This is a genomic window from Thauera terpenica 58Eu, assembly GCF_000443165.1.
In the GTDB taxonomy this organism is placed as follows: Bacteria; Pseudomonadota; Gammaproteobacteria; order Burkholderiales; family Rhodocyclaceae; genus Thauera; species Thauera terpenica.
On the sequence record NZ_ATJV01000043.1, the window covers coordinates 35,447 to 60,196 of the forward strand.

Genomic DNA, 24,750 nt, shown 5'->3' on the forward strand with positions numbered 1-24,750 from the left:
GGGCGCACACAGGATCAGACACGGTAGTAGTCGCGATACCAGGCAACGAAGCGCGCGACACCGTCCTGCACGCTGGTGGCCGGCGCAAAGCCGGTCCAGGCGTTCAAGGCTTCGGTGTCGGCGTAAGTCGCCGGCACATCGCCATCTTGCAGCGGCATGAAATTTTTCTGCGCGCTCATGCCCAGCGTGCTCTCGATGGCAGTGACGAAGTCCATCAGTTGCACCGGGTCGTGGTTGCCGATGTTGAACACACGGAAGGGCGCCTTGCTGCGACCCGGATCAGGCCGATCCGAATCAAAGGCGGCATCCGGCTCCGCGGTGCGATCCAGGGTGCGGATCACGCCCTCAACGATGTCGTCTACATAAGTGAAGTCGCGCTTCATCTTGCCGTGGTTGAAGACGTCGATCGGTCGCCCCTCGAGGATGGCCTTGGTAAACAGGAACAAGGCCATGTCGGGCCGCCCCCACGGACCGTACACGGTGAAAAAGCGCAGACCGGTCGTTGGCAGGCCGTACAGGTGGCTATAGGTGTGCGCCATCAGTTCGTTGGCCTTCTTGGTTGCCGCATAAATGCTGACCGGGTGATCGACACTATCGCGCTCGGAAAACGGCATCCTGGTGTTGCCGCCGTACACGCTGGAACTCGATGCATAAACCAGGTGCTGCACCTTTGAATACCTGCAGCCCTCGAGCACATTCATGAAACCGACCACGTTGCTGTCGATGTAGGCCTGGGGATTCTGTAGCGAATAACGTACTCCGGCCTGGGCCGCGAGGTGGATCACGCGATCGAACTTCTCGGTGGCAAACAGTCCCTCCATGCCAGCACGGTCGGCGACGTCCATCTTCACGAAACGGAAAGCCGGGTGCGGCGTCAGGCGTGCAAGGCGCGCGTCCTTGAGCGTCGGATCGTAGTAATCGTTGAGATTGTCGAGGCCGACCACTTCGTCGCCACGCGCAAGCAGACGTTGGGAAGCGTGCATGCCGATGAAACCAGCGGCGCCGGTAACGAGAATTTTCATGAGGGTCGTGGCAGCGGAGAACACAAGGCGCGAATTATCGCATGCAGCCACGGGCACAGCATGAGGCAACCGACACGGTCGTCCTTGCTTATACTTGCGCCATCCCACTGCCATCTGACTCGATGCTGACTCGCCTGCCCTACACCTTGTTGTGGCTCCTGGCCCTGCCCTTCGTACTGTTGCGCCTGGTGTGGCGCGCGCGCCGCCAAGCGGCCTACCTCAAACACCTTGGCGAGCGCTTTGGCCGCTACAGCGTGCGCGCTCCGAGCCAGGTCATCTGGGTGCATGCGGTCTCGGTGGGCGAGACACGCGCCGCCGAGCCCCTGATCAAGGCAATGCTTGAACGCTGGCCCGAGCACAGCATCGTGCTCACGCACATGACGCCCACCGGGCGCGAAACCTCCAAGAGCCTGTTCAAGAGCGATCGCCGCGTGCTGCGCTGCTATCTGCCCTACGACATCGGCTGCTTTGCCCATGCCTTTCTGCGTCACTTTCGTCCGCAATTCGGCGTCATCATGGAAACCGAGCTGTGGCCCAACCTGCTCGCCGCCTGTCGCCGGCGCAAGATACCGGCGATGCTGGCCAACGCACGCCTGTCCGAACGCTCGGCACGCCGCTACGCCCGGCTACCTGCACTGAGCGCGCTGACCATGGGCGCACTGAGCGCAATCGGCGCGCAGACGGCTGCCGACGCCGCGCGCTTGTCGGCGCTGGGCGCAAAGCGGGTGATGGTGACCGGCAACATCAAGTTCGATATCAGCCCGCCGGACGACACGGCCGCTCGCACCGCCATCTTTCGCGCGCGCACCGGCGCGCGCCCGCTGCTGCTGGGCGCCAGCACGCGCGATGGTGAAGAGGCCTTGCTGCTCGACGCATTTGCCCGTCTCGCTCCAGCCGAAGTCTTGCTGGTTCTGGTTCCGCGTCACCCGCAGCGTTTCGATGAAGTCGCAAAGCTTGCCGCCACGCGCGACCTCAAGCTGCAACGACGTTCGGACAACAGCGCGGTGGACGCGGACACGCGCGTCTGGCTGGGCGATTCGATGGGTGAGATGTTCGTCTACTACGCGCTCGCCGATGTCGCCCTGATTGGCGGCAGCTGGCTTGCCTTCGGTGGCCAGAATCCGATCGAAGCCTGCGCCAGTGGCACGCCAGTCATCGTCGGGCCGCACACCTTCAACTTCGCCGCAGTGGCCGAGCAGGCGATTATCACAGGCGCGGCAGTGCGCGCACCCGACGTCGAGGAAGGCGTGCGTACCGGATTGAAACTACTGGAGGACGCTGCAAGCCGTGATGCAATGGCGAGGGCAGGCAAGGCTTTTGCCGAAGCCGACCGTGGCGCGAGCGCGCGTACGCTGGAAATGCTCGAGGCCTTGAAACCTTGAGACTCACATACCCAAGGCCTGAAGTCCTGGGTATGGAAGGCGCAAGCTGAAGGCGGAATCTCAGGGCACGAGCAAGGCGTTGATCGCGCGTACGTCGTCCTCGCCCAGGGTGCCCGCGGCGGCCTTCAGCCGCAATTGCGCCAGCAGCGTGTCGTAACGTGCGCGTGACAACTGTTGCAGCGTATCGGCGAGCTGAGTTTGCGCGTTCAGCACGTCAATGTTGATGCGCACCCCGACCTCATAGCCGAGTTTGTTGGCCTCCAGGGCCGAGGAGGATGAAACCCGCGCGGCCTCCAGCGCCTTGATCTGGGCCATTCCACTGGTGACGCCAAGCCAGGACTGACGCGCTGCGAGCGCTGCCGAGCGCCGGGCGTCCTCGAGATCGGCGTCAGCCTTGAAGCGCAGCGCGGCCGCCTCGCGCGTCACCGACGACACCCGCCCACCCGCATACAGCGGCAGATTGAGCTGCACGCCGACCAGAGTCGCCTCGCTGCGATCGGTTGCCAGCTGCGGCTTGTGGCGCACGCCATGCGAGGCCACCAGGTCCACGGTGGGCAAGTGCCCGGCGCGCGCGCGTTCGACTTCCTGCGCCGCAATCTCGCGCACCAGCTGCTGCGCCTGCACACCAAGGCTGCCCGACTCCGCCGCGCTCACCCAGTCGGCAATGTTGTCAGGCTGCGGTCGCGAGAGCGTCACGCCCTCACGCAGGCCGGCAAGCGCTTCGGGCTGCTTGCCGATGATCTGCGCCAGCGCCTGGCGTGCGACCTCGAGCTGGTTCTGCGCCGCGATCTCCTGTGCTGAGGCCAGATCGAAGCGCGATTGAGCTTCATGCACGTCGGTGATGGTCACGGTGCCGACCTCGAAGCTGGTCCTGGCCAATTCGCGTTGCTCGCCCGCCGCCTTGCGCAGCTGCGTGACCGCGTCCACGACGTCCTGCGCGTTGAGCACGTTGAAGTAGGCTTCCGCCACGCGCAGCACCAGATCCTGCTGCTGCACCCCGAACTGCGCACCCGCCAGCGCCGTGCGCAGCTCTCCCTGCTTGAACTGCACCCAGTTCTGCCAACGAAACAGCGGCTGTGTGAGCTGCACGCCGTAACCGCGGCTGTCATAGTCGCCGGACGAGGTGCCCAGGTTCGACTTGATTTCTGCATCATTCCAGGCCGCATCGGCACTCAGGCCAAGCTGTGGCAACAGACCGGCACGCCCCTGCACCACGCTCTCCTGGCCGGCCTCGAGTTGCGCACGGGCAGCGGCGAACTTCGCATCGTTCGCAAGCGCATCCTGGTACACCTGCATCAGATCGGCCGCCATGGCACCGCTTGAGAACAGACCTGCCAGACAAATTGCCAACGCTCGCTTCATTCCGTGCTCCATGAGTACAACTGCTCAGTAATGCGGCATCTTGGGGTCGACCTGTGAGGCCCAGCCCGCCACCCCCCCCGCCAGGTTGATCACGTTCGTGAAGCCGTGATGCTCGAGGAACATGCACACCTGCGCACTGCGCATGCCGTGATGGCAGATGACCACCGTTTCACGCTCAGGCTCAAGCTCCACATAGCGTGTCGGCACGCTCCCCATCGGCAGCTCGAGCGAATTCTCGATATGACAAAAACGAAACTCCCAGGCCTCGCGCACGTCGAGCAGAAGCGGCGCGTCCTTGCTGCCGTCATTCAGACGATCGGCCAACTCACGGGGACTGATCTGACGCATGCCCTGGACTCAGAACTTGAACGAGGCCTTGTCCAGCGCATTGCGCAACATCGGCACCACCGTCTCGAATACATCTTCGGTGCGGAAGCGGCCCTCAGCCTCGCAGGTGACCAAGCGCGCCTTCATCACCGGCGCTGCGCCGACAAAGGCGAAAAGACGGCCGCCGACCGCGAGCTGCTCGAGCAGCGCCTGCGGAATTTCCCGCACGCCGCCCGACACCACGATCACGTCATAGGGCGCGCGCTCGGCCCAGCCCTCAAGGCCGTCACCCTGGATCACGACGACGTTCTCGACGCCGTTGCGTGCCAGGTTTGCGGACGCCAGGCGCACCAGCGCGGGCTCGATCTCGATCGTCCGCACCCATTCCGCATGCCCGGCAAGCAAGGCGGCAAAAAAGCCCGAACCCGAACCGATCTCGAGCACCGAGTCCGTCTTGTTCACCTGCACGGCCTGCAACAGCTTGCCCTCGATGGTCGGCTTGAGCATGACCTGATCAAAACCGATCGGGATCTCGACTTCGGCAAACGCCAGCGCGCGCGCGCCGGCAGGCACGAATTCCTCACGCTTGACCGTCATGAGGAGATCGAGCACGTCCTGATCCAGCACCTCCCAAGGGCGGATCTGCTGCTCTACCATGTTGAAGCGCGCTTTCTCGAAGTTCATCAGGTGCTCCTGGCGGAATATTAGCAGACGCTAATAAAAAGCGTCATCCATTACGGAAAAGTCCAATATTCTAGCGCAGTTGATGCACCGCGATGAGGAAGGATTGGCGCGGGCAACGGCCCGCACAGCGCCGTTTCGCTGCGCTCGTCGGGGCCCACGGGGCTCAACGCGACTCCAGGATGGGCCGCCCGTTGGTATCCTGGAGCGGGCGTGAGTTGCCTGTGTGCAGGCGTGCAAACACGGCGAGCTGATCCGCGCTCATCCCCACCGGAGTCTTCATCACCGCCCAGATCACATCCTCGGTGCAAGGCGGTGTGGGCAATGAGCCCAGGTAGAGAAAGTGTGCCGGATTGTCGGGCAGGATGTCGGCGAGGTCGATGATCGCATCGGGCACGAACTCCCGCCCCTGATCCAGCGGCAGGTTGTTCAACAGCGTCTGCAGCAGCACATTGGGCTCCGTACCCGCGGACAGCAGGACGGCCAGGATCGCAATGCGCCCGTCCGCGCTGCGATGTTCGAGATACATGCTCATGTCGAAAGCCATGCCACCGATGCGCTCCTGCGCGGGCTGGTGCAGGCTCAGGCGTTCGAGCTCGTAGCGCACGCCGCGCACCTCCATGCCCATGCCTTCTCCTGGCGTGACTTCGATCGCATTGCCGGTGTCACGAATACGAAAGCCGGTAGAGAGGTAGTGAAACTTGATCGGCGCCAGATCGACCACCAGCCCTTCACGCAGGTCGACGGGTGACTGCCGACGACCTTCGCTGCAGGTGCGCCAGTCGGGACGCAGACGCCCCCAGACTTCAGGCCCCGTCTCCCCCTCATAGCTCCATCCCGCATCGAACGGGTTCTGGCGCCGGGCGCGCAACAGCGCCTCAACGGCGTCGGGGGCATCGGGTGCAGCCGCGTTCGCCCCTGGCTTGAGCGGAGCAGGCCCTGATCTCGACGGCGTGCGGGTTTGCGCCATCGCGAGCACCGGCGGGACATTCGGCTTCCTGGCCGAGCTCGCGGCACGTGCGGGGGTCACTCTTGCCCGGGGTGGCGGCGCTGAGCCCTTTGTCGGCGCGTCCGCGGCTTCGGCCGCCTCCGGCTCGGGTCGGGTGGGCTTGATGCGCGGCAGCGGCGGCACGATGGACGCCTGGGGTGTGGCCTCGGGGGTGGCAGTCTGGGGCTCCGCTCTGGACTGCGCCGCTGGCGCGGGCTGCGGGCTCTGGGCGGCACGAATCGGGCGCACCGAGGTGTCACGCGCATCGATGGGGCCAGGGCGCGCGTCCTCAGCGCTCGCAGGCAGCGCTTTGGCGCCCCCCTCCGGCTCGGCTTCAGCCGCAGGCAGCGCCGCCTTGGCAGACGGCGCCGGCGCCAGGGGCACAGGCGGGGCCACCACCGGCTGCGCCAGCGCGGGCTGCGTCGCCGCCAGCTTCTGCACTTCGCTCGCAATCCTTTGCAGATCATTGGCGGAGGGTGGAGTGCACACCTCACGCCACATGCGCTCATCAACCGAGTTGGGCGTGACGCGCAAAGGGGCCTGCTCCGCCACCGATTCTTCACGCACGATGATCTCGTTGCCGTCGAGATAGACGCGCTTGACGGTCACGAAGGTCCGGTTCTGGCAATCGTAGCGATTCAAAGCCTTGATCGTGGCATAGCCCGCCGTTGCCGCCTCCTCATTGCTCAGCACCACCCGCCCCCACGACACCTTGGTGCCGCGATCAGACGCGAAGATGCTGGAGCGATCGATCTCCACCCGCCGATTGCGATCGCTCAGCACCAACTGCCAGTCGGCAGCCAGCGCCTGCTGGAGCGGGATTGCGGTCAACATGGCCAGCAAGACCAGGCGGGAGGGTTTCATCGAAACGACCGGAATTCAAGTGTGGTTTCATGCTAAACGACGCTTGCGCCGAATTCTTGAGCACGAATTCTTGAGCACCTTGCCACGGTCCGGTGCATGCAGTATCGTCGCCCTTCTCGTTAGGGGTGCCCGCTGCGTACGGGCTGAGAAACACCCTTGGAACCTGATCCGGCTCGCACCGGCGTAGGGAAACGTCACCATGAGTTCATCCGCATCATCGGCTGCCGTCACCGGCAGCCCCTCCCGCATTCCCAATGTGCTCACCATTGCCGGCATCGACCCGTCTGGCGGTGCCGGCGTGCTCGCCGACCTCAAGACCTTCTCCGCGCTCGGTGCCTACGGCTGTGGCGTGATCGCGGCACTGACGGCACAGAACACGCATGCGGTCACCGCCGTGCATGTGCCACCCACCGACTTCCTGCGCCTGCAGATCGACACCTTGTTTGCGGATGTACAACTGCACGCGACCAAGATCGGCATGCTCGGCAGCGCCGAAGTCACCGCCACCGTCGCAGACCGGCTTGCGCACTGGAAAGCCGTCAAGGTCGTGCTCGATCCGGTCATGGTGGCCAAGAGCGGCGACAGCCTGCTGGCAAAGAGCGCGATCTCGATGATGCGCGAAGCCCTGTTTCCGCAGGCTTTCATGATCACCCCGAATCTGCCCGAGGCCGGGGTGCTGCTCGGGCAGCGCGCGCCGGAGTCGGTCAAGGACATGTACCGCGCCGCCGAACGCCTGCGCGAACTGCTGCCGCTGTCGTCAGAGCGCTGGGTCTTGCTCAAGGGTGGCCACCTGCCCGGCAATGAGCTCATGGACTTGCTGTTCGATGGCGAGCGCATGATCGAACTCCCCGCCGCCCGCATCGAAACCCGCAACACCCACGGCACTGGCTGCACCCTGAGCTCGGCCGTGGCCGCCTTGTTGCCACAAACGGCAGCCGACTTTCGCCCGGTGGAAACCGCCGTGCGCCAGGCGCGCCAGTGGCTGCTCGGCGCGATCGCGCATTCAGGCGAGCTCGCCGTCGGCAGCGGCCATGGACCGGTCCATCACTTCCATGCGCTGTGGCGCAAGTCGCCCACTCGCGACTGAATCTGCCCAGCCTCTGCGTCGCCACCTCGCCGACCCCGTATTCGTAATCGCATCCCCACGGCCGCATCGCCGTGGACTACCCCCTGTGCAAGAACACCGATTCCTCGGAGACAACACGCATGAACGCCAACGAAAAATTCATCGCCGCCACCGCCCATGTGGACGCCGCGGCGATTGCCCCGCTGCCCAACTCACGCAAGGTCTATGCGGAGGGCTCGCGCCCCGACATCCGGGTGCCTATGCGCGCGGTCAGCCAGAGCGACACCCCGGCCTCGATGGGCGCCGAGCCCAATCCGCCGATCTTCGTCTATGACTGCTCCGGCCCCTACACCGACCCAACCGCGAAGATCGACATCCGCTCCGGCCTGCCGGCACTGCGCCAGCAGTGGATAGAAGAGCGCGCCGACACCGAGCTGCTGCCCGATCTGAGCTCCGAATTCGGCCGCCAGCGCGCCGCCGACCCCGCACTGGACGAGCTGCGCTTTCCCGGCCTGCACCGCAAGCCGCGTCGCGCCAAGGCGGGGGTCAATGTCACCCAGATGCACTACGCCCGACGCGGCATCATCACCCCCGAGATGGAATACATCGCCATCCGCGAGAACCTGCAGCGCCGGGAGTATCTGGCCTCGCTCAAGGCCGCCGGCCCCACCGGCGAGAAGATGGCGGCGATGATGCTGCGCCAGCACCCGGGGCAGAACTTCGGCGCCAGCATCCCCGACGAGATCACCCCCGAGTTCGTACGCTCCGAGGTCGCCCGCGGCCGCGCCGTCATCCCCAACAACATCAACCACCCGGAAACCGAGCCGATGATCATCGGCCGCAATTTCCTCGTGAAGATCAACGCCAACATCGGCAACTCGGCGCTGGGCTCCTCGATCAGCGAAGAGGTCGACAAGATGACCTGGGCCATCCGCTGGGGGGGCGACACGGTGATGGACCTGTCGACCGGCAAGAACATCCACGAAACCCGCGAATGGATCGTACGCAACTCGCCGGTGCCGATCGGTACCGTGCCCATCTACCAGGCGCTGGAAAAGGTCAATGGCAAGGCCGAAGACCTGACCTGGGAGATCTTCCGCGACACCTTGATCGAGCAGGCCGAGCAGGGCGTGGACTACTTCACCATCCACGCTGGGGTGCTGCTGCGCTACGTGCCGCTGACCGCCAACCGGCTCACCGGCATCGTCTCGCGCGGCGGCTCGATCATGGCCAAGTGGTGTCTGGCGCACCACAAGGAGAGCTTCCTCTACGAGCATTTCGAGGACATCTGCGAAATCATGAAGGCCTACGACGTGGCCTTCAGCCTGGGCGACGGCCTGCGCCCGGGCTCGATTTACGATGCCAATGACGAAGCGCAGCTGGGCGAGCTCAAGACTCTGGGCGAACTCACCCAGATCGCCTGGAAGCACGACGTGCAGGTAATGATCGAGGGCCCGGGCCACGTGCCGCTGCAGCTGATCAAGGAAAACATGGACCTGCAACTCGAGCAGTGCCATGAAGCGCCCTTCTACACCCTGGGCCCGCTCACCACCGACATCGCCCCGGGTTACGACCACATCACCAGCGGCATCGGCGCCGCCACCATCGGCTGGTACGGCACCGCCATGCTGTGCTACGTGACGCCCAAGGAGCATCTCGGCCTACCCAACAAGCAGGACGTCAAGGAAGGCATCATCACCTACAAGCTCGCCGCCCACGCCGCCGATCTGGCCAAGGGCCACCCCGGCGCGCAGATCCGCGACAACGCGCTGTCCAAGGCGCGCTTCGAGTTCCGCTGGGAAGACCAGTTCAACCTCGGCCTCGACCCGGACAAGGCCAAGGAATTCCACGACGAGACCCTGCCCAAGGACTCGGCCAAGGTGGCGCACTTCTGCTCCATGTGCGGCCCGCACTTCTGCTCGATGAAGATCACCCAGGACGTGCGCGAATTCGCTGCCCAGCAAGGCATCAGCGAAATTGAGGCGCTGAAGAAGGGCATGGAGGTGAAGGCGGTGGAGTTCGTCAGGAGTGGGGCTGAGGTGTATCGCAACGTGTGACCTGCGCTGCGGGAGGGGCCGCCGGCATGCGGCCCTCCCGTGCTCCTGGTTCGACCCAGATCAAGCCCGCCGTCGTCATGGTGGTCCATAGTGTCCCTGGCCGTTCGCGCCTGATCTCGCGGACTCACCTTCCTGTACCAGGAGACGCCCCATGACTGCCATGATGAAAGCGACTGTCTTCGTTGCCCCCGGCCGTATCGAACTGGTCGACAAGCCGATCCCCGAAATCGGCCCCAACGATGCCCTGATCCGCATCACCACGACCACGATCTGCGGCACCGACGTACACATCCTGAAAGGCGAATATCCAGTCGTGCCCGGCCTCACCATCGGCCATGAGCCGGTGGGCGTGATCGAAAAACTCGGCAGCGCGGTACAAGGCTACCGCGAAGGCCAGCGCGTGATCGCCGGCGCGATCTGCCCGAACTTCAACTCCTACGCCGCACAGGACGGCGCCGCCTCGCAGGACGGCAGCTACCTGATCCCGTCCGGCCAGTGCGGTGGCCACGGTTACAAGGCCACCGCCGGCTGGCGCTTCGGCAACCTCATCGATGGCACCCAGGCCGAATACGTGCTGGTGCCCGACGCCCAGGCCAACCTCGCCCCCATTCCCGACGGCCTCAGCGACGAGCAGGTGCTGATGTGTCCGGACATCATGTCGACCGGCTTCAAGGGCGCCGAGAACGCCAACATCAAGCTCGGCGATACGGTGGTGGTGTTCGCCCAGGGCCCGATCGGCCTGTGCGCCACCGCCGGCGCGCGGCTGCTGGGCGCGACCACGGTGATCACGGTCGATGGCAATGACCACCGCCTCGGCATTTCCAAGGTGATGGGGGCCGACGTGACGCTCAACTTCCACAACTGCGACGTGGTCAGCGAGGTCATGAAGCTCACCGGCGGGCGCGGTGCTGACTCCGCGATCGAGGCATTGGGCACCCAAGCCACCTTCGAGCAGTCGCTGCGCGTACTCAAGCCGGGCGGCACACTTTCCAGCCTCGGCGTGTATTCGAGCGACCTGACGATCCCGCTGTCCGCCTTTGCCGCCGGCCTGGGCGACCATCGCATCAATACCGCGCTCTGCCCTGGCGGCAAGGAACGCATGCGCCGGCTGATGAACGTGGTCGCATCCAAACGCGTCGACCTCGGTGTGCTGGTGACCCACACCTACAAGCTCGACGACATCGTCGCCGCCTATGAATTGTTCGCCAACCAGCGTGACGGCGTGCTGAAGGTGGCCATCAAACCGAACTGATGTCGCACCGAGCGTGAATCAGCAAAAAGGGCGCCTGCGCAGGCGCCCTTTTTGCTGATCCGGCGACGCGGTTCGCGTCGCCTTGCCAGACTTCAGGCCAGGTTCAGCGCACCTGCTCGGCGACGAAGACCTCAACACGGCGGTTCATCGCCCGCCCGGACGGGGTCGAGTTGTCCGCGATCGGCTGGCGTGCGCCACGCCCTTCGATGCCGATGCGCTGGGCGGCCACGCCACGCGCAACCAGATAGTCACGTACGGCAGAAGCACGGTTGATCGAGAGCGGGTTGTTCACCGCATCGCTGCCGGTACTGTCGGTGTGACCGACGATGGTGATGGTGGTGATCGGGTGCTGATTGAGGCCGTTGGCGAGGTTGTCGAGCACCGGGCGCATGTTGGCCTTGATGTCGTAGCGCCCGGTGTCGAAGGAGACATCGCTGGGGATGTCCACCTTGAGCTGATTGTCGGCGGTCTGGCTCACACCGATGCCGGTGCCAGCCGTGGCCTGCTCCATCTCCGCCTTTTGCTTCTGCATGTTCTGCGACCACAGATAGCCGCCACCCGCGCCAAGGGCCGCGCCTATGGCCGCCCCCGTGGCCGCGCTCTTGCCCTTGTTTCCGCCCGCGGTGGCGGCACCGATCAGGCCTCCGGCCACGGCGCCAATGGCTGCACCCATGCCGGTATCACGCTGGGTTTCGTTCATGTTGGCGCAACCGACAAGACCACTTGCGGCGAAAGTGACCCCAGTCAGGGAAATGAGGATTTTATTCATGGTTTTGAGCCTCCAGATTTGTAACAAGCCGATCGATTATCGGCGCGCAATGCCGCACCCCCGTCTTCCAGTGTGCAACAAAGCATGACACCCCTCACGCGGAACCAGCTGCTCAAGTCCGCAGCATGTTGAAAATCGAGTATCCCGCCCAGGTCATCAGCACCGAGCCCATCACATGCAGCGTCACATGCAGCCCCAGCCAGCCGATGGCGCCGCGCTGCAACAAGTGAAAGGCTTCGGCCGAAAACGTCGAAAAGGTCGTCAAGCCGCCCAACAAGCCAGTCGTGAGCAAGAGTTTCAGCGCCGGCGTCATCGCCGGCCAGGCCTGAATCAGACCGAGCGCAAAACCCATCAACAGGCCGCCGCCCAGGTTGGCCACCAGCGTCCCCAGCGGCACCATCGCCGACAGCGGGTTCAGCCACGCGCCCAAGCCCCAGCGCAGCCAGGCGCCACAGGCAGCACCGACCCCCACTGCCGCGAAGGCGGTGAAATTCATCGCGCCTCCGCCATCGCCACAGCTTGCGGCGACGCACCCCCGGCCTGCGCGCCCACGGCCTCGGCGGCCGCAGCCTCGCCCAGCACATGCAGGGTCCGCGTCGGAAAGGCAAGTTCCGCCCCGTGCGCAACGACGATATCGGCAATCTTCAGCATCACGTCCTGCTTGATCTCATGGAAATGCACCCACACCGTCGTCCTTGTAAACGTATAGACCATGATGTCCAGGGTTGAGGGGCCGAACTGCAGCAGATTGACGATCAGGGTCTGGTTCTGATCGATTTCCTCATGGGACTGCAGCATCGCCTTGATGTCCGCGACGATGGCGGCGACCTTGCCGATGTCAACATAGCGCAGTCCGACCGTTTCCTTGATGCGGCGATTGCTCATGCGCGACGGATTCTCCACCGTGATCTGCGCGAACACCGCATTGGGCACGTAGAGCGGACGCTTGTCGAAGGTCCGGATGCGCGTCAGCCGCCAGCCGATCTCCTCCACCGTGCCTTCGATCTCCTTGTCCGGCGAGCGCACCCAGTCGCCCACCACGAAGGGACGGTCCAGATAAACCATCAAGCCACCAAAGAAGTTCGCCAGCAGATCCTTGGCCGCGAAACCCACCGCGATGCCGCCGATGCCGCCAAAGGCGAGCACGCCGGAAACCGAGAAGCCGAGGCTCTGCAGCCCCACCAGCACCGAGGTGATGATCACCGACACGCGCAGCAGCTTGCCGATCGCATCCACTGTGGTGCGGTCGATCGACTCACCGCGACGGTGACGCTTCTCGATGATGCTGTCCTGGAAGTTGCCGATGAAGCGCACCAGGAACCAGGCGACGCAAGCAATCACTCCAACCGTGCGCAGGGGCTCGACCACCTCCAGCAGCACCGAGTCGGTCTTCGACTCCACGATGCGTGCAGCGAAGCTCAGGCCGACGATCCAGGCCAGCACACTCAAGGGCCTGCGCGCCGCCGACAGGAGGGGAAAGTCCCACTCCACCATCGTGCTGCGAGAGTGTTCCTCAAGCCGGGCCATGGTACGGCGCAGAAAGAAGTTCGCGACCACCACCGCCAGCACGACGAGGAAGAGTTGCAGCACCAGCGTCAGCATGTTCTCGCCGCCAGTGAGATCGGCAAGAAAGGTCTGGAACCAGGAAAAATAGGATATTTCAGCCATTACGATCCTGTTTCAGGTTCAAGGAAGCCTCATTTTACCCGCCGACGGCCGAACGCTGCGCGCGCCGGCTCCGCGGGCGCCGCACGCGCGGGCGAGGCGACCGGATCGGCTACAATCGCGCTCATGGAAACCCGGCCGCGACGCGGCCACCGTCACCTGCGAAGCCGATGAAACCCGAAAAAAATCTCGCCGCCGCCCCCCCGCCTGCCTCCAATTTCGTGCGCAACATCATCGACGAGGACCTGCGCACCGGGAAATGGGACGGCCGCGTCGAAACGCGCTTTCCGCCCGAGCCCAACGGCTATCTGCACTACGGCCACGCCAAGTCCATCTGCCTGAACTTCGGCCTCGCCGAGGCCTACGGCGGGGTCTGCCACATGCGCTTCGACGACACCAACCCGGAGAAGGAAGAGCAGGAATACGTCGACGCCATCCTCGAAGCGGTAAAGTGGCTCGGCTTCGACTGGGGCGAGCATCTTTACTTCGCATCCGACTATTTCGACACCATGTACGCCTGTGCGCTGAGCCTGATCAGTGCCGGCAAGGCCTATGTCGATTCGCAGTCCGCCGACGACATGCGCGCCAGGCGCGGCACCCTGACCGAGCCCGGCAAGGACAGCCCCTATCGCGAGCGCAGCGTCGAGGAGAACCTCGACCTCTTCAGCCGCATGCGCGCCGGCGAATTCCCCGAAGGCACGCACATCCTGCGGGCGAAGATCGACATGGCCAGCGCCAACATCAACATGCGCGACCCGGCGATCTACCGCATCCGCCACGTCGCCCATCACCGCGCCGGCGACAAGTGGCCGATCTATCCGATGTACACCTTCGCCCATCCCATCGAGGACGCGATCGAGAACATCACCCACTCGGTGTGCACGCTCGAATTCGAAGACCAGCGCCCGTTCTATGACTGGCTGCTCGACGCGCTCGCGGACGCCGGCCACTTCTCGCGCCCGCTGCCGCAGCAGATCGAGTTCGCCCGCCTCAACCTCACTTACGTGGTGCTGTCCAAGCGCAAGCTGATCCAGCTCGTCAATGAAGGCCACGTTGCCGGCTGGGACGATCCGCGCCTGCCCACGCTCATCGGCGCACGCCGCCGCGGCTTCACCGCCGCCGGCTTTCGCCGTTTTGCCGAGCGCATCGGGGTGTCCAAGGCCGACTCCTGGATCGACATGAGCGTGCTCGAGGAGTGCATGCGCGACGACCTCAACGAGGCCGCCGAACGTCGCGTCGCGGTGCTCGACCCGCTCAAGCTCATCATCACCAACTATGCCGAGGGTGAGTCCGAGCTGTGCCAGGCGCCCAACCACCCGCTCAAGCCCGAGCTGGGCAAGCGCGACATGCCTTTTTCCCGCGAACTGTGGATCGAGCGCGAAGACTTCATGGAAGAACCGGTGAAGGGCTTCCACCGCCTCTACCCCGGCAATATGGTGCGCCTGCGTTACGGCTTCGTCGTCAAATGCACCGGCTGCGAGAAGGATGCCGCCGGCACGGTCACCACGGTGTTCGCCGAATACATGCCCGACTCCCGCTCCGGCACGCCCGGCGCCGACACCTACAAGGTCAAGGGCAACCTGCACTGGGTATCGGTCGCGCACGCTTATGAAGCCGAAGTCCGCATCTACGATCGCCTGTTCGCCCATCCCCACCCTGGCCAGCGCCGCGAAGGCGACGCACCCGAGCTTGAGCGCGACTTCCTCACCGACATCAACCCCGACTCCAGGCGCAGCCTCATCGCCTACCTCGAGCCCATACTCAAGGACGCCAGGCCAGAGGAGCATTTCCAGTTCGAGCGCCACGGCTATTTCGTCGCCGACCGCATCGACTCGAAACCCGGTTCACCAGCATTCAACCGTACGGTGACGCTGAAGGATTCGTGGGCAAAGGCCAGCAAATAAGCCACCGACCGGGTTCCCCACCATGAAAAGCCTGCGCCGCCTGCTCACTGTCCTTGTCGTGCTGGTCCTGCTGGCGGCGACAGGCTGGTGGTTCACCCGACCGAAACCCATCCTGGTGGTTGTGCAGGAAGTGGGCCGTGGCCAGGTCGAAGCCACCCTGTCCAACACCCGCGCCGGCGAGATCGAAGCCTGCCAGCGCACCAAAATGGCCACCATCGTCGGCGGGCGTATCGACTATCTGGGCGTGAAGGAAGGCGACCGGGTGGAGGCCGGCCAGGTCTTGATGCGGCTGTGGCATGAGGACCTGGATGCCAGGCTGGCGGTCAACGAGGCCCAACTGGCCACGGCGCGCCAGCGCGTGCGCGAAGCCTGCACCGTCGCCGACAACGCCGAGCGCGAGGCCGCACGCCAGGCGCAGCTGGTGAAGCGCGGCTTCGTCTCCGCCAGTGTGGAGGAGCGGGCGCGCACCGAAGCCCGCGCCCGGCGCGCTTCCTGCGATACCGCGAAAGCCGATGTCCTCACCGCCCAGGCTCAGACCAAAGCCACCACCATCGATCGCCAGCGCCTGGTGCTGATCGCGCCCTTCGCCGGCACCGTGGCCAGCATCAGCGGCGAACTCGGTGAGATCTCCATCCCCTCGCCACCGGGGGTCCCCACGCCACCTGTCATCGACCTCATCGACGACAGCTGCCTCTATGTCAAGGCGCCCATGGACGAGATCGACGCGCCCAGAATCGTCCCCGGCCAAGCCGTGCGCATCACCCTCGAGGCCATGCCCGCCAAGGTGTTCGAGGGTCGCGTCAAGCGCGTCGCACCCTACATCACCGCGGTGGAAAAACAGGCGCGAACAGTGGAGGTCGATATCGACTTCGTGCACCCGGAAGAGGCGCGCGGCCTGCTGGTGGGCTACAGCACCGACGTCGAGATCGTGCTCGACACGCGCGAGGACGTGCTGCGCATTCCGACTTCAGCCCTGCGCGAGGGCCATCGCGTGCTGATCGCACAAGATGGCGTGCTCGTCGAGCGCCGCGTGCGCAGCGGGCTGTCGAACTGGGAGCAGACCGAAGTGCTGGAAGGCTTGAGCGCGGGAGATCGCATCGTGACCTCGCTCGAACGTGCGGGGGTGGAAGCGGGCGCGCAGGTCAGCATCGAAGCTTCAACCCAGGCCGCCACCCCTTAGCGCAGCGCCGAGGCCGACCATGGCACAGATCGAGCTCGAGGGCATCAACCGCGTGTTCACGCTTGGCGACAGCGAGGTCCATGCGCTGTGCGAGGTGGCACTCAGCATCGAAGCCGGCGAATACGTCGCGGTGATGGGCCCCTCGGGCTCGGGCAAGTCCACCCTGCTCAATCTGCTCGGCCTGCTCGACCGCCCCAACAGTGGCCACTACCGGCTCGAAGGTCGCGATGTCACCACCTTGAGCGCCGACGAACAGGCCGCAGTGCGCAGCGCCCGCATCGGTTTCGTGTTCCAGAGCTTTCATCTCGTGCCACGGCTGACAGCAGTAGAGAACGTCGCCCTGCCGCTGATGCTGGCGGGTGTTTCCGCATCCGAACGTGGCGCGCGCGTGAGCCAGGCGCTGAAGGACTTCGGCCTCGCCAGCCGCGCCCACCACCGCCCGGAAGAGCTCTCCGGTGGCCAGCGTCAGCGCGTCGCCATCGCACGCGCCACCATCATGCGCCCCGCCCTGCTGCTCGCCGACGAGCCCACCGGCAACCTCGACCGCGCCACCGGACAGGAGGTGACTGCGCTCCTCGAGGACCTCAATGCCGCCGGCATGACGCTGATCGTCGTCACCCACGACCCCTCCATGGGCGCACGCGCGCGCCGCCGTTTGCTGATGGAAGACGGCTTCATCCGCCAGGATGTGCGCAAACCGGCAAGCCCAAGCCTGGCCGCAGACCAGCCGCAAACCGCCCCATGAGCCCGGCCGACACGCTGCGCTTTGCCACCCGCGCCGCACTCGGCTACCCGCTGCGCACGGCCTTGATGGTGCTGGCGATGTCGATCGGCGTGGCCGCAGTGGTGATGCTGACGGCGCTCGGAGATGGCGCGCGGCGCTACGTGGTGGAGGAATTCTCCGCGCTGGGCGCCAACCTGCTCATCGTGCTGCCCGGGCGCAACGAGACCGGTGGCGTCAATCCAGGCAGTTTCGTCAGCAGCACACCGCGCGACCTCACCACCAGCGACGCCGCCGCCCTGCTGCGCCTGGCGCTGGTGCAGCGCGTCGCGCCGCTGGCGGTGGGCAATTCCGAAATCTCCTTTGGCGGACGGCTGCGCGAGGTGATGGTGGTCGGCACCAGCGCCGACTACGTCGACATCCGCGGCTTCGGTGTTGCCAGCGGACAGTTCCTGCCACCTGAGGATTTCGGCCGCGCCTCGGCGGTGGCGGTCATCGGCGAAACGATCCGTGCGGAGCTGTTCGGCAACCAGAATGCGATCGGGCGCATGATCCGCCTCGGCGACCGCCGCCTGCGCGTCATTGGCGTCATGAGTCCGGCCGGGCGCGGGCTGGGGATGAATTCCGACGAGCTGGTGCTGGTGCCGGTCGCCACCGCGCAGGCCATGTTCAACACCAACTCCTTGTTTCGCATCATGATCGAGACACGTGGCCGCGACGCCCTGGTGCCCGCTCAAGCTCAGGTCGAAGCGCTCTTGCGTGCGCGCCGTGACGGCGAACTCGACTTCACCGTGATCACGCAGGACGCCGTGCTCGGCACCTTCGACCGCATCCTCAGCGCGCTCACCCTGGGCGTGGCCGGCATCGCCGCCATCAGCCTGGCGGTGGCGGGCATCCTGGTGATGAACGTGATGCTGGTGGCCGTCACCCAGCGCACTGGCGAGATCGGCCTGCTGAAGGCACTCGGCGCCAGCGCTCGCGCCATCCGTCTTGCCTTCCTCACCGAAGCCGCGCTGCTGTCACTGGCCGGCGCGCTGAGCGGCTTTGTCCTCGGCCACGCTGGCGCGTGGGTGATTCGCCTCGTCTTTCCCGCCCTGCCTGCCTGGCCACCGAGCTGGGCGGTGATTGCCGCCGTGGGCACAGCGCTCGTCACCGGCCTGCTGTTCGGCGTCATGCCGGCCAGGCGTGCCGCCAACCTGGACCCGGTCCAGGCCTTGATGAAGCGCTGAACATGAGGAGGCCACAACGATGAGCTGGCGTGACCTGCTGCAGCTGGCCCTGCGCTCGATCACCGCCCACCGCCTGCGCAGCGCGCTGACCCTGGGTGGCATCGCCGTCGGCATTGCCGCGGTCATCCTGCTGACCTCGATTGGCGAAGGTCTGCACCGCTTCGTGCTGCAGGAGTTCAGCCAGTTCGGCACCAACGTCATCCAGATCAACCCCGGGCGCCAGGGTGCGCGCGGCGGCCCGCCCGGCCTGCCGTCGACTGCACGCGAATTGACCCTTGATGACGCTGCCGCGCTCGCCCGCCTGCCCTACGTCACCCATGTCACCGCCAACGTCAACGGCAATGCCGAAGTGCGCGCCAACGGCCGCGTGCGCCGCACCACGGTGCTCGGCGTCAGCGCCGACATGCAGGAGGTGTATGCGATGCGGGTGCGCGTCGGCCACTTCCTGCCGCCTGACGACAGCGCCAGCGCGCGCGCCTTCGTCGTCCTCGGCCCCAAACTCAAGCGCGAACTGTTCGGCGTCGCCAATGCGCTCGGTGAGCGTGTCCAGATCGGTGATGAACGCTACCGCGTGATCGGCATCATGGAAGAGAAGGGCGAATTTCTGGGCGTCGATCTCGACGATACCGCCTTCATTCCCAGCGTGCGCGGGCTGGCGCTGTTCAAACGCGACGGCCTGATGGAGATCGGCGTGGCTTACGCGGGGAACGTCCCCGTCGCGCCCGTCGTCGACGCGGTCACGCGCAGCCTGATCACCCGCCACGGCCGCGAAGACTTCAGCGTACGCACCCAGGAGGACATGCTGGCAACGCTGTCCAACATTCTCGACATCCTCACCGCCGCGGTGGGCGCACTCGGCGGCATCTCGCTGCTGGTGGGCGGTGTCGGCATCGTCACCATCATGACCATCGCGGTGTCCGAACGCACCAACGAGATCGGCCTGCTGGTGGCGCTGGGTGCACGCCGGCGCACCATCCTGGGCTTGTTCCTGGGCGAAGCGGTGGTGTTGTCGGCGCTGGGCGGTCTGGTTGGACTGGCCGTCGGCGCGGGCGCAGCCCATGCGCTGGGATTGCTGCTGCCGGCATTACCGGTGAGCACGCCGTGGGGCTTTGCCCTCGCCGCGGAATTGCTCGCCGTGCTGATCGGCCTGCTGGCTGGTGTGCTCCCCGCGCGGCGTGCTGCCAGCCTCGATGCGGTTGCAGCTCTGCGCGCCGAATAAGACCACACAGAGTGTAGGTTCAGCTGGACAAGCTAGGGAAAACCACTACACTGAAAGTGAGCCAGCACCGTGACAGGGATCACCAGCCAACGCAGAAAGGTATTGAACGCAGTGACCAGGCAGCGCCTGGAAGGAGGCCATCATGAGCATCATCGACTTCCCCATCGGCCGTTGCGAAGCTGTCAGAGAGATGGTTTTACTCGACGCAACGCAGCACGAGTGCGCTTGCGAGCACGGTTGCCCGCCCGGTTTTGATTGCCCGCTGGCCGGGTACTTCGCCGAAGTCAGCGGCCTCAGCGACGAGACCGCTGCGGCGCTGAAGCTCAGCGGCAAGTGCCTGAAGCGGGCACGGCCTGCTGCCCCCGCCTGAGCCGGGCCGGTGCGCGCCCACGCGGCTGCGCACCGGCGCTGACCAGCTCCGCGACAAGGTCGCTCGGCACGGACAGATCAGCACAGATCAGAAGGACTCATCCTCGCGCAGAAAGCGCCACTCCCCCAGAGGCAGGTCACCGAGCTTGATCCGGCCGATGCGCACGCGCTTGAGACCCACCACTTTCAGGCCCACGAGCTCGCACATGCGGCGAATCTGGCGCTTGCGGCCTTCACGCAATTCAAAGCGCAGCTGATCATCATTGATCCACTCCACCTTGGCCGGTCGCAAGCGCACGCCATCGAGCTCGAGGCCGTGATTGAGCAGCGCCAGGCCCTCGGCGTCGAGTTGGCCCTCGACGCGCACCAGGTACTCCTTGTCCACCTTTGAGTCCTCACCGATCAGGCGGCGCGCGATGCGCCCATCCTGGGTCAGAACCAGCAGTCCGGTGGAGTCGATGTCGAGCCGGCCCGCAGGAGCCAGATTCATGAGATGGCTGCCATGAAAACGCTGCGCGCTTTCACGGTCGAACTGGTTGTCTGCGCCGATCAGGCTGGCCGCGGGGGTGTAACCTGGCTCGGGCTGGCCCGATACATAGCCCACCGGCTTGTGCAGCAGGATGGTCACGCGCTGGCCCTGGGTGCGAGCCGCTTCCGGCGCCAGATCAATGCGCGCGTCGGGATCGATGCGGATGCCAAGCGCGGACACGCGCTTGCCGTCGACGAAAACCCAGCCGCGCTCGATGAATTCATCAGCCTCCCGGCGCGAACAGATTCCACGCTCGGCCATGATCTTGGACAGCCGCACCCCACTGGGAGGCTCGGCTGCCGCTGCGCCAGAAACCGGGAGCGAAGCGGAGGCTGCGGCGATGGAGCGCACAGAGTCCGCCCCGGCGTCGGCGCGATTCTCATACGCCCGCCGATGCGCACTCGCGTCGGCATTGTCCGCTGCGCCGCGCACGCGGCCAGGGCGCTCGGAGCGCTCGCCTGCATCACCGGCCGCGCGTGGCCCCTTGACCGGGCTGCGCCCACGGCTTGCCGGCGTGCGCTCATTGGTGGGGCCTTCGCCGCGCCTGGGTTGATTCGTGTGGCCTTCGCCGCGCCGGGCTGGATTCGTGGCGCCTTCTCCGCGGCTCACCTGTGAGCGCGGACGCTCTAGCGGCCGCTCGGAGGGACGTCCGCTCGTGCGCTCGCGGCCACGCTCGCCACCCGTGCGATCGCCACGGGGGCGCTCGACGCCATCGGCCTCAGCTTTCCTGCGCTGATCATTGCTGCGCTCCTCGCTCTGGGGCGTCCTCGCCGGCGCGCCGACCGCAGGCACTTCGGCCTCGGCCTCAGCAGCGGCTGGCTTGCGCACCTTGAGCGTGCCGGAAATGAGTGAAGGTGCAGGCTGGGGGGGACTCTTGCGAACGGTGCTCACAACGATACCTCTGGCGTCGAACCGACGCACATCAAAGCGGAGGCGCGATTATGCGCCCAAGCGCAGGTGAAAGGCGGCGAGCGCCGACACACGCCACAATTCAGGCACTACCGCGGGCTTCGCCCGGCGTCGTCGTTGTGCGCTTTCTCTGCGGCTGCGGGATCAGGCCCGTCATCCATCACCGCCTTCATCTCGGCCGCGGCGTCATGCGGCGCCTCGAAAGTGCCCCAGCCGTGGCCGTCGGGCCGCGGCAGCTCGCGCACCGGGTCGACGTGACGGTGAATGTGCGCCTTGGCGAGGAAGTGGGCGGTGATCGGCGCAGTCAGAAACAGGAACATCGAGATCAGCAACTCGTGCAAGGACAGGTGGCTCTTGAACGCCGCAAAATAAAGCATGGACGCCAGCAAGGCGCCACCGACACCGAGTGTGGTGGCCTTGGTCGGGGCGTGCAGGCGGCTCATGAGCTCGGGCAACTTGACCATGCCCCACGAGCCGATCAGCGTGAAAACGCCGCCGATGATGATCAGCACGGCAACCAGGATCTCGAACACGAGGTTCATGAGCACAGCCTCACTCGATGATGTCGCCACGCAGCACGAAGCGACAGAAGGCGACGGTAGACACGAAACCGAACATGGCGAGGATGAGCGCCGCCTCGAAATACACCGGCGTGCCCTCGTGTATGCCGTAAAAGATGATCAGTGCGATCATGTTGATGACCATGGTGTCGACCGCCAGCACACGATCAATGACACTCGGCCCGTGCACCAGGCGCCACAGGTTGAGCAGCAGTGCAAGCGAGGTCGCGCCGAGCGCAAAACTGAGTGCATGGTCGATCATTCGAAGATCTCCTTCAGCCTGGCCTCATAGCGCGTCTTGATCTCGCGCACGATCTGCTCCGTATCCGGCGCATCGAGGCAATGCACCAGCAGGTATCTGCCATCGGCCGACAGATCGCAGCTCACCGTGCCCGGGGTCATCGTCACCGTGCCTGCCAGCACGGTGATCGCCTCCGGGCTGGAGAGCTCGAGCGGCACGCTCACCCAGCGCGTGCGCAGCTCGCTCGCACGGCGGAACAGGATCAGACGCGCAACGTCGATGTTGGCGAGCACGATATCGCCGATCACCATCACGCTGTAACGCAGCACCGCGACCCAGCTCTTCACCCGCAGCCGCTTCGGCCACAGCCCACTGGTCCACAAGGGAATGCCCAGGCCCAGCACCAGCCCAAGCAGCAGGTTGCCAAGATCCAAGCTGTTCTGCAGCAACAGCCACACCAGCACCAGTGAAGCGCTCAACAAGGGATGAGGCAGCCAGCCCCTCTTGTCGGCGGCGGACGCAGTTGCCCTATCGCTCATCACTCGTTCCCCCCTGCGGCACCCAGCACCGCATCGATGTAGTGTGAGGGCTGGTAGAGCTGGGCAGCGGCTTCATCCAGCCACAGGGTGATTGGCCCCGCAAACACGGTCAGCAGCACCAGACTCGCGAGCAGCACGCCAATCGCCACCAGCGGCAGCGGCGCCCCGGGTGCACACAGCGGGCGAAAGTCCGCGCTCACGGTTTCTTTCCAGAATACGGTGCTGCCCGCACGTGCGAAGCCGACCAGGGCCAGCAGCGAGGTTGACAGCACGAGAGCCCAGATCCACAGCATGCTCGCTGAATCGCGTGCGGCATCGAGCACCAGCAGCTTGCCGATGAAGCCCGACAGCGGTGGCAGACCACACAGCGCAATCGCATTGACGAAGAACAGCGCCGCCAACAGGCTGCGAGACTCGAATTGCCGCCCCACGATCAGCGCCTCGCCGGCGCTCTTGCGCCGCAGACCGACCTGCTCGGCGATCAGGAACAGCGCCGCCACTGCCAGGGTTGAATGCAGCATGTAGTAGAGCGCGGCCGACGTCGCCTGTGCAGAAAACAGGCCCACCGCGATCAGCAGCGTACCCATGGAGCCGATCACGGCGAAGCTTGCGAGTTGGCTCAGGCTGCGCGCGGCCAGCACGCCAATCATGCCCAGAGCCAGGGTCAACATGGCGGCTGGCAACAGCCACTGCGCCGCGAGCAAGGCCGACGCGCCCGCCTCCGGACCGAAGGCGAGGACGTACAGGCGCAGGATGGAGTAGGCCCCGACCTTGGTCATGATCGCGAACAATGCCGCCACCACGGCGCTGGTACTGCCATACGTTCCCGGCAGCCAGAAATGCACGGGCACCAGGGCGGCCTTGACGCCAAACACCAGTAGCAGCAAGAGCGCACCGGCATGGAGCAGGGCGCGATCACCAGCCGCGACCTCGGGCACCTTCACCGCGAGATCGGCCATGTTGAGCGTGCCGGTGACGCTGTAGATCAGGCCCACCGCAATCAGGAACAGGGTGGAGCCGACGAGGTTCACCACCACGTACTGCACCCCTGCCCTCACCCGCTGTGCGCCTCCCCCATGCACCATGAGGCCGTAAGAGGCGATCAGCAGCACTTCGAAGAACACGAACAGATTGAAGAAGTCGCCGGTGAGGAAGGCCCCATTGATCCCCATCACCTGGAACTGCCACAGGGCATGGAAATGACGCCCGCGGCCGTCGCTATCGCCGACCGCATAGAGCAGCACCACCAGCGACAGCAGCGCAGCCAGCATCAGCATCAGCGCCGACAGGCGATCGAGCACGAGCACGATGCCAAATGGCGCGGGCCAGTCGCCCAGCGCATAGACCTGCGCCACGCTGCTGTCGCTGGCCGACAACAGCAGGCCCAGCGCCAGCCCCAGCGCCAGCACCGCCGTCCCCAGCGACAGCGCGCGCGCCAGCCCCAGGTCGTAACGTGCAGCCAGCACGAGCACGGGCGCGACGATCGCCGGCAACAGGATGGGGAGGATGATCCAGTGGTTCATTGGCTTGCCTCGCGCGCTGAGGACGCAGCGGTTCGCGGTGCTGAGCCGCCCAGCTCGTCCTCAGTGGGCTGTACCAGGACGTCCACGCCATCGTCGCCGCTCTCGATGAAGCTGCGCAGGGACATCACCACCAACACCGCCGTCATGCCAAAGGAAATGACGATCGCAGTCAGCACCAGCGCCTGCGGCAAGGGGTCGGTGTAGCCGCGCGCGAGCGCATCCACCACCGGCGGCCGGTTCACCGCAAGACGCCCCATGGCAAACAGGAACACGTTGGTGGCGTAGGACAGCAACGCAAGACCCAGCACCACGGGAAAGGTGCGCGCGCGCAAGAGCAGATAGACGCCAGTGGCGGTCATCACGCCGATCGCACTGGCAAGCAGGAATTCCAT

At 65.4% G+C, this 24,750-nt stretch carries 24 protein-coding genes and 1 riboswitch; of the genes, 10 read left to right on the plus strand and 14 right to left on the minus strand.

The window, feature by feature from the left end; genetic code table 11:
- Positions 1-14: 14 nt before the first annotated feature.
- Positions 15-1,022 carry an NAD-dependent epimerase gene (locus M622_RS25165; protein WP_021248343.1) on the minus strand — a complete coding sequence of 336 codons (1,008 nt, stop codon included), beginning with the start codon at positions 1,020-1,022 and terminating at the stop codon, positions 15-17.
- A gap of 122 nt (positions 1,023-1,144) precedes the next feature.
- Between M622_RS25165 and waaA the strand changes: the two genes are divergently transcribed.
- The gene (waaA, locus tag M622_RS25170; protein WP_021248344.1) at positions 1,145-2,404 is read left to right on the plus strand and encodes a lipid IV(A) 3-deoxy-D-manno-octulosonic acid transferase; all 1,260 of its coding nucleotides are present in this window, start codon (positions 1,145-1,147) and stop codon (positions 2,402-2,404) included.
- A 60-nt stretch (positions 2,405-2,464) separates the two neighbouring features.
- Here waaA and M622_RS25175 read toward each other — a convergent pair whose 3' ends face one another.
- From M622_RS25175 to M622_RS40480, 4 genes are all read right to left on the minus strand, one after another.
- Complete coding sequence (locus M622_RS25175) at positions 2,465-3,766, minus strand: TolC family outer membrane protein (protein WP_021248345.1); 1,302 nt, start codon at positions 3,764-3,766, stop codon at positions 2,465-2,467.
- Between the two features lie 24 nt (positions 3,767-3,790).
- Positions 3,791-4,114: a rhodanese-like domain-containing protein gene (locus M622_RS25180; protein WP_021248346.1), complete on the minus strand. Its 324-nt coding sequence runs from the start codon at positions 4,112-4,114 to the stop codon at positions 3,791-3,793.
- 9 nt (positions 4,115-4,123) lie between these two features.
- Complete coding sequence (locus M622_RS25185) at positions 4,124-4,777, minus strand: protein-L-isoaspartate O-methyltransferase family protein (RefSeq protein WP_021248347.1); 654 nt, start codon at positions 4,775-4,777, stop codon at positions 4,124-4,126.
- Positions 4,778-4,940: 163 nt separating this feature from the next.
- A complete protein-coding gene (locus M622_RS40480) occupies positions 4,941-6,626 on the minus strand; it encodes a carbonic anhydrase (protein ID WP_021248348.1) in 1,686 nt (561 codons plus the stop codon).
- A gap of 111 nt (positions 6,627-6,737) precedes the next feature.
- A riboswitch (TPP riboswitch) is annotated at positions 6,738-6,833 on the plus strand.
- Between M622_RS40480 and thiD the strand changes: the two genes are divergently transcribed.
- From thiD to M622_RS25205, 3 genes are all read left to right on the plus strand, one after another.
- Positions 6,826-7,713: a bifunctional hydroxymethylpyrimidine kinase/phosphomethylpyrimidine kinase gene (thiD, locus tag M622_RS25195; RefSeq protein ID WP_021248349.1), complete on the plus strand. Its 888-nt coding sequence runs from the start codon at positions 6,826-6,828 to the stop codon at positions 7,711-7,713. It overlaps the preceding riboswitch by 8 nt.
- Positions 7,714-7,832: 119 nt before the next feature.
- Entirely contained in the window at positions 7,833-9,749 is a 1,917-nt protein-coding gene (gene thiC / locus M622_RS25200; RefSeq protein ID WP_021248350.1) for a phosphomethylpyrimidine synthase ThiC, read from the plus strand.
- Positions 9,750-9,900: 151 nt separating this feature from the next.
- Positions 9,901-11,001, plus strand: a complete 1,101-nt coding sequence (locus tag M622_RS25205) for an NAD(P)-dependent alcohol dehydrogenase (RefSeq protein ID WP_021248351.1) — start codon at positions 9,901-9,903, stop codon at positions 10,999-11,001.
- Positions 11,002-11,104: 103 nt separating this feature from the next.
- Here M622_RS25205 and M622_RS25210 read toward each other — a convergent pair whose 3' ends face one another.
- The 3 genes from M622_RS25210 to M622_RS25220 form a co-directional block, all read right to left on the minus strand.
- Positions 11,105-11,770 (minus strand): YiaD family glycine zipper/OmpA-like lipoprotein, encoded by a 666-nt coding sequence (locus M622_RS25210; protein WP_021248352.1) that lies wholly within the window; start codon positions 11,768-11,770, stop codon positions 11,105-11,107.
- 112 nt (positions 11,771-11,882) lie between these two features.
- Entirely contained in the window at positions 11,883-12,266 is a 384-nt protein-coding gene (gene crcB / locus M622_RS25215; protein WP_021248353.1) for a fluoride efflux transporter CrcB, read from the minus strand.
- Positions 12,263-13,438 carry a mechanosensitive ion channel family protein gene (locus tag M622_RS25220; RefSeq protein ID WP_021248354.1) on the minus strand — a complete coding sequence of 392 codons (1,176 nt, stop codon included), beginning with the start codon at positions 13,436-13,438 and terminating at the stop codon, positions 12,263-12,265. Before M622_RS25220 ends, crcB begins: the two co-directional genes overlap by 4 nt.
- 167 nt (positions 13,439-13,605) lie before the next feature.
- On the opposite strand from M622_RS25220, the gene M622_RS25225 reads away from it, so the two are divergent.
- From M622_RS25225 to M622_RS25250, 6 genes are all read left to right on the plus strand, one after another.
- The gene (locus tag M622_RS25225; RefSeq protein WP_021248355.1) at positions 13,606-15,339 is read left to right on the plus strand and encodes a glutamine--tRNA ligase/YqeY domain fusion protein; all 1,734 of its coding nucleotides are present in this window, start codon (positions 13,606-13,608) and stop codon (positions 15,337-15,339) included.
- A gap of 22 nt (positions 15,340-15,361) precedes the next feature.
- Positions 15,362-16,519: an efflux RND transporter periplasmic adaptor subunit gene (locus M622_RS25230; protein ID WP_021248356.1), complete on the plus strand. Its 1,158-nt coding sequence runs from the start codon at positions 15,362-15,364 to the stop codon at positions 16,517-16,519.
- Between the two features lie 19 nt (positions 16,520-16,538).
- Positions 16,539-17,264 (plus strand): ABC transporter ATP-binding protein, encoded by a 726-nt coding sequence (locus tag M622_RS25235; protein WP_021248357.1) that lies wholly within the window; start codon positions 16,539-16,541, stop codon positions 17,262-17,264.
- Positions 17,261-18,469, plus strand: a complete 1,209-nt coding sequence (locus M622_RS25240) for an ABC transporter permease (RefSeq protein WP_021248358.1) — start codon at positions 17,261-17,263, stop codon at positions 18,467-18,469. Before M622_RS25235 ends, M622_RS25240 begins: the two co-directional genes overlap by 4 nt.
- 19 nt (positions 18,470-18,488) lie before the next feature.
- Positions 18,489-19,688 carry an ABC transporter permease gene (locus M622_RS25245; protein ID WP_021248359.1) on the plus strand — a complete coding sequence of 400 codons (1,200 nt, stop codon included), beginning with the start codon at positions 18,489-18,491 and terminating at the stop codon, positions 19,686-19,688.
- 142 nt (positions 19,689-19,830) lie between these two features.
- Positions 19,831-20,058 (plus strand): hypothetical protein, encoded by a 228-nt coding sequence (locus tag M622_RS25250; RefSeq protein WP_021248360.1) that lies wholly within the window; start codon positions 19,831-19,833, stop codon positions 20,056-20,058.
- Positions 20,059-20,145: 87 nt separating this feature from the next.
- Here M622_RS25250 and M622_RS25255 read toward each other — a convergent pair whose 3' ends face one another.
- The 6 genes from M622_RS25255 to M622_RS25280 form a co-directional block, all read right to left on the minus strand.
- Complete coding sequence (locus M622_RS25255; protein WP_031346397.1) at positions 20,146-21,477, minus strand: pseudouridine synthase; 1,332 nt, start codon at positions 21,475-21,477, stop codon at positions 20,146-20,148.
- A 107-nt stretch (positions 21,478-21,584) separates the two neighbouring features.
- Complete coding sequence (locus tag M622_RS25260; RefSeq protein WP_021248362.1) at positions 21,585-22,037, minus strand: Na+/H+ antiporter subunit G; 453 nt, start codon at positions 22,035-22,037, stop codon at positions 21,585-21,587.
- A gap of 10 nt (positions 22,038-22,047) precedes the next feature.
- Complete coding sequence (locus M622_RS25265; RefSeq protein ID WP_021248363.1) at positions 22,048-22,317, minus strand: K+/H+ antiporter subunit F; 270 nt, start codon at positions 22,315-22,317, stop codon at positions 22,048-22,050.
- On the minus strand, positions 22,314-22,835 hold the full coding sequence (locus tag M622_RS25270; protein WP_021248364.1) for a Na+/H+ antiporter subunit E: 522 nt from the start codon (positions 22,833-22,835) through the stop codon (positions 22,314-22,316). Before M622_RS25270 ends, M622_RS25265 begins: the two co-directional genes overlap by 4 nt.
- Complete coding sequence (locus tag M622_RS25275) at positions 22,835-24,358, minus strand: monovalent cation/H+ antiporter subunit D (RefSeq protein ID WP_021248365.1); 1,524 nt, start codon at positions 24,356-24,358, stop codon at positions 22,835-22,837. Before M622_RS25275 ends, M622_RS25270 begins: the two co-directional genes overlap by 1 nt.
- Positions 24,355-24,750, minus strand: coding sequence for a Na+/H+ antiporter subunit C (locus M622_RS25280; RefSeq protein ID WP_021248366.1), 396 nt, complete (start codon positions 24,748-24,750; stop codon positions 24,355-24,357). The genes M622_RS25275 and M622_RS25280 overlap by 4 nt, the downstream gene beginning before the upstream one ends.

Bases quoted from the DNA above. Each gene is read 5' to 3' on its own strand.
- M622_RS25165 (WP_021248343.1), bottom strand. From the start codon at position 1,022: ATGAAAATTCTCGTTACCGGCGCCGCTGGTTTCATCGGCATGCACGCT.
- waaA (WP_021248344.1), top strand. From the start codon at position 1,145: ATGCTGACTCGCCTGCCCTACACCTTGTTGTGGCTCCTGGCCCTGCCC.
- M622_RS25175 (WP_021248345.1), bottom strand. From the start codon at position 3,766: ATGAAGCGAGCGTTGGCAATTTGTCTGGCAGGTCTGTTCTCAAGCGGT.
- M622_RS25180 (WP_021248346.1), bottom strand. From the start codon at position 4,114: ATGCGTCAGATCAGTCCCCGTGAGTTGGCCGATCGTCTGAATGACGGC.
- M622_RS25185 (WP_021248347.1), bottom strand. From the start codon at position 4,777: ATGAACTTCGAGAAAGCGCGCTTCAACATGGTAGAGCAGCAGATCCGC.
- M622_RS40480 (WP_021248348.1), bottom strand. From the start codon at position 6,626: ATGAAACCCTCCCGCCTGGTCTTGCTGGCCATGTTGACCGCAATCCCG.
- thiD (WP_021248349.1), top strand. From the start codon at position 6,826: ATGAGTTCATCCGCATCATCGGCTGCCGTCACCGGCAGCCCCTCCCGC.
- thiC (WP_021248350.1), top strand. From the start codon at position 7,833: ATGAACGCCAACGAAAAATTCATCGCCGCCACCGCCCATGTGGACGCC.
- M622_RS25205 (WP_021248351.1), top strand. From the start codon at position 9,901: ATGACTGCCATGATGAAAGCGACTGTCTTCGTTGCCCCCGGCCGTATC.
- M622_RS25210 (WP_021248352.1), bottom strand. From the start codon at position 11,770: ATGAATAAAATCCTCATTTCCCTGACTGGGGTCACTTTCGCCGCAAGT.
- crcB (WP_021248353.1), bottom strand. From the start codon at position 12,266: ATGAATTTCACCGCCTTCGCGGCAGTGGGGGTCGGTGCTGCCTGTGGC.
- M622_RS25220 (WP_021248354.1), bottom strand. From the start codon at position 13,438: ATGGCTGAAATATCCTATTTTTCCTGGTTCCAGACCTTTCTTGCCGAT.
- M622_RS25225 (WP_021248355.1), top strand. From the start codon at position 13,606: ATGAAACCCGAAAAAAATCTCGCCGCCGCCCCCCCGCCTGCCTCCAAT.
- M622_RS25230 (WP_021248356.1), top strand. From the start codon at position 15,362: ATGAAAAGCCTGCGCCGCCTGCTCACTGTCCTTGTCGTGCTGGTCCTG.
- M622_RS25235 (WP_021248357.1), top strand. From the start codon at position 16,539: ATGGCACAGATCGAGCTCGAGGGCATCAACCGCGTGTTCACGCTTGGC.
- M622_RS25240 (WP_021248358.1), top strand. From the start codon at position 17,261: ATGAGCCCGGCCGACACGCTGCGCTTTGCCACCCGCGCCGCACTCGGC.
- M622_RS25245 (WP_021248359.1), top strand. From the start codon at position 18,489: ATGAGCTGGCGTGACCTGCTGCAGCTGGCCCTGCGCTCGATCACCGCC.
- M622_RS25250 (WP_021248360.1), top strand. From the start codon at position 19,831: ATGAGCATCATCGACTTCCCCATCGGCCGTTGCGAAGCTGTCAGAGAG.
- M622_RS25260 (WP_021248362.1), bottom strand. From the start codon at position 22,037: ATGAACCTCGTGTTCGAGATCCTGGTTGCCGTGCTGATCATCATCGGC.
- M622_RS25265 (WP_021248363.1), bottom strand. From the start codon at position 22,317: ATGATCGACCATGCACTCAGTTTTGCGCTCGGCGCGACCTCGCTTGCA.
- M622_RS25270 (WP_021248364.1), bottom strand. From the start codon at position 22,835: ATGAGCGATAGGGCAACTGCGTCCGCCGCCGACAAGAGGGGCTGGCTG.
- M622_RS25275 (WP_021248365.1), bottom strand. From the start codon at position 24,358: ATGAACCACTGGATCATCCTCCCCATCCTGTTGCCGGCGATCGTCGCG.
- M622_RS25280 (WP_021248366.1), bottom strand. From the start codon at position 24,750: ATGGAATTCCTGCTTGCCAGTGCGATCGGCGTGATGACCGCCACTGGC.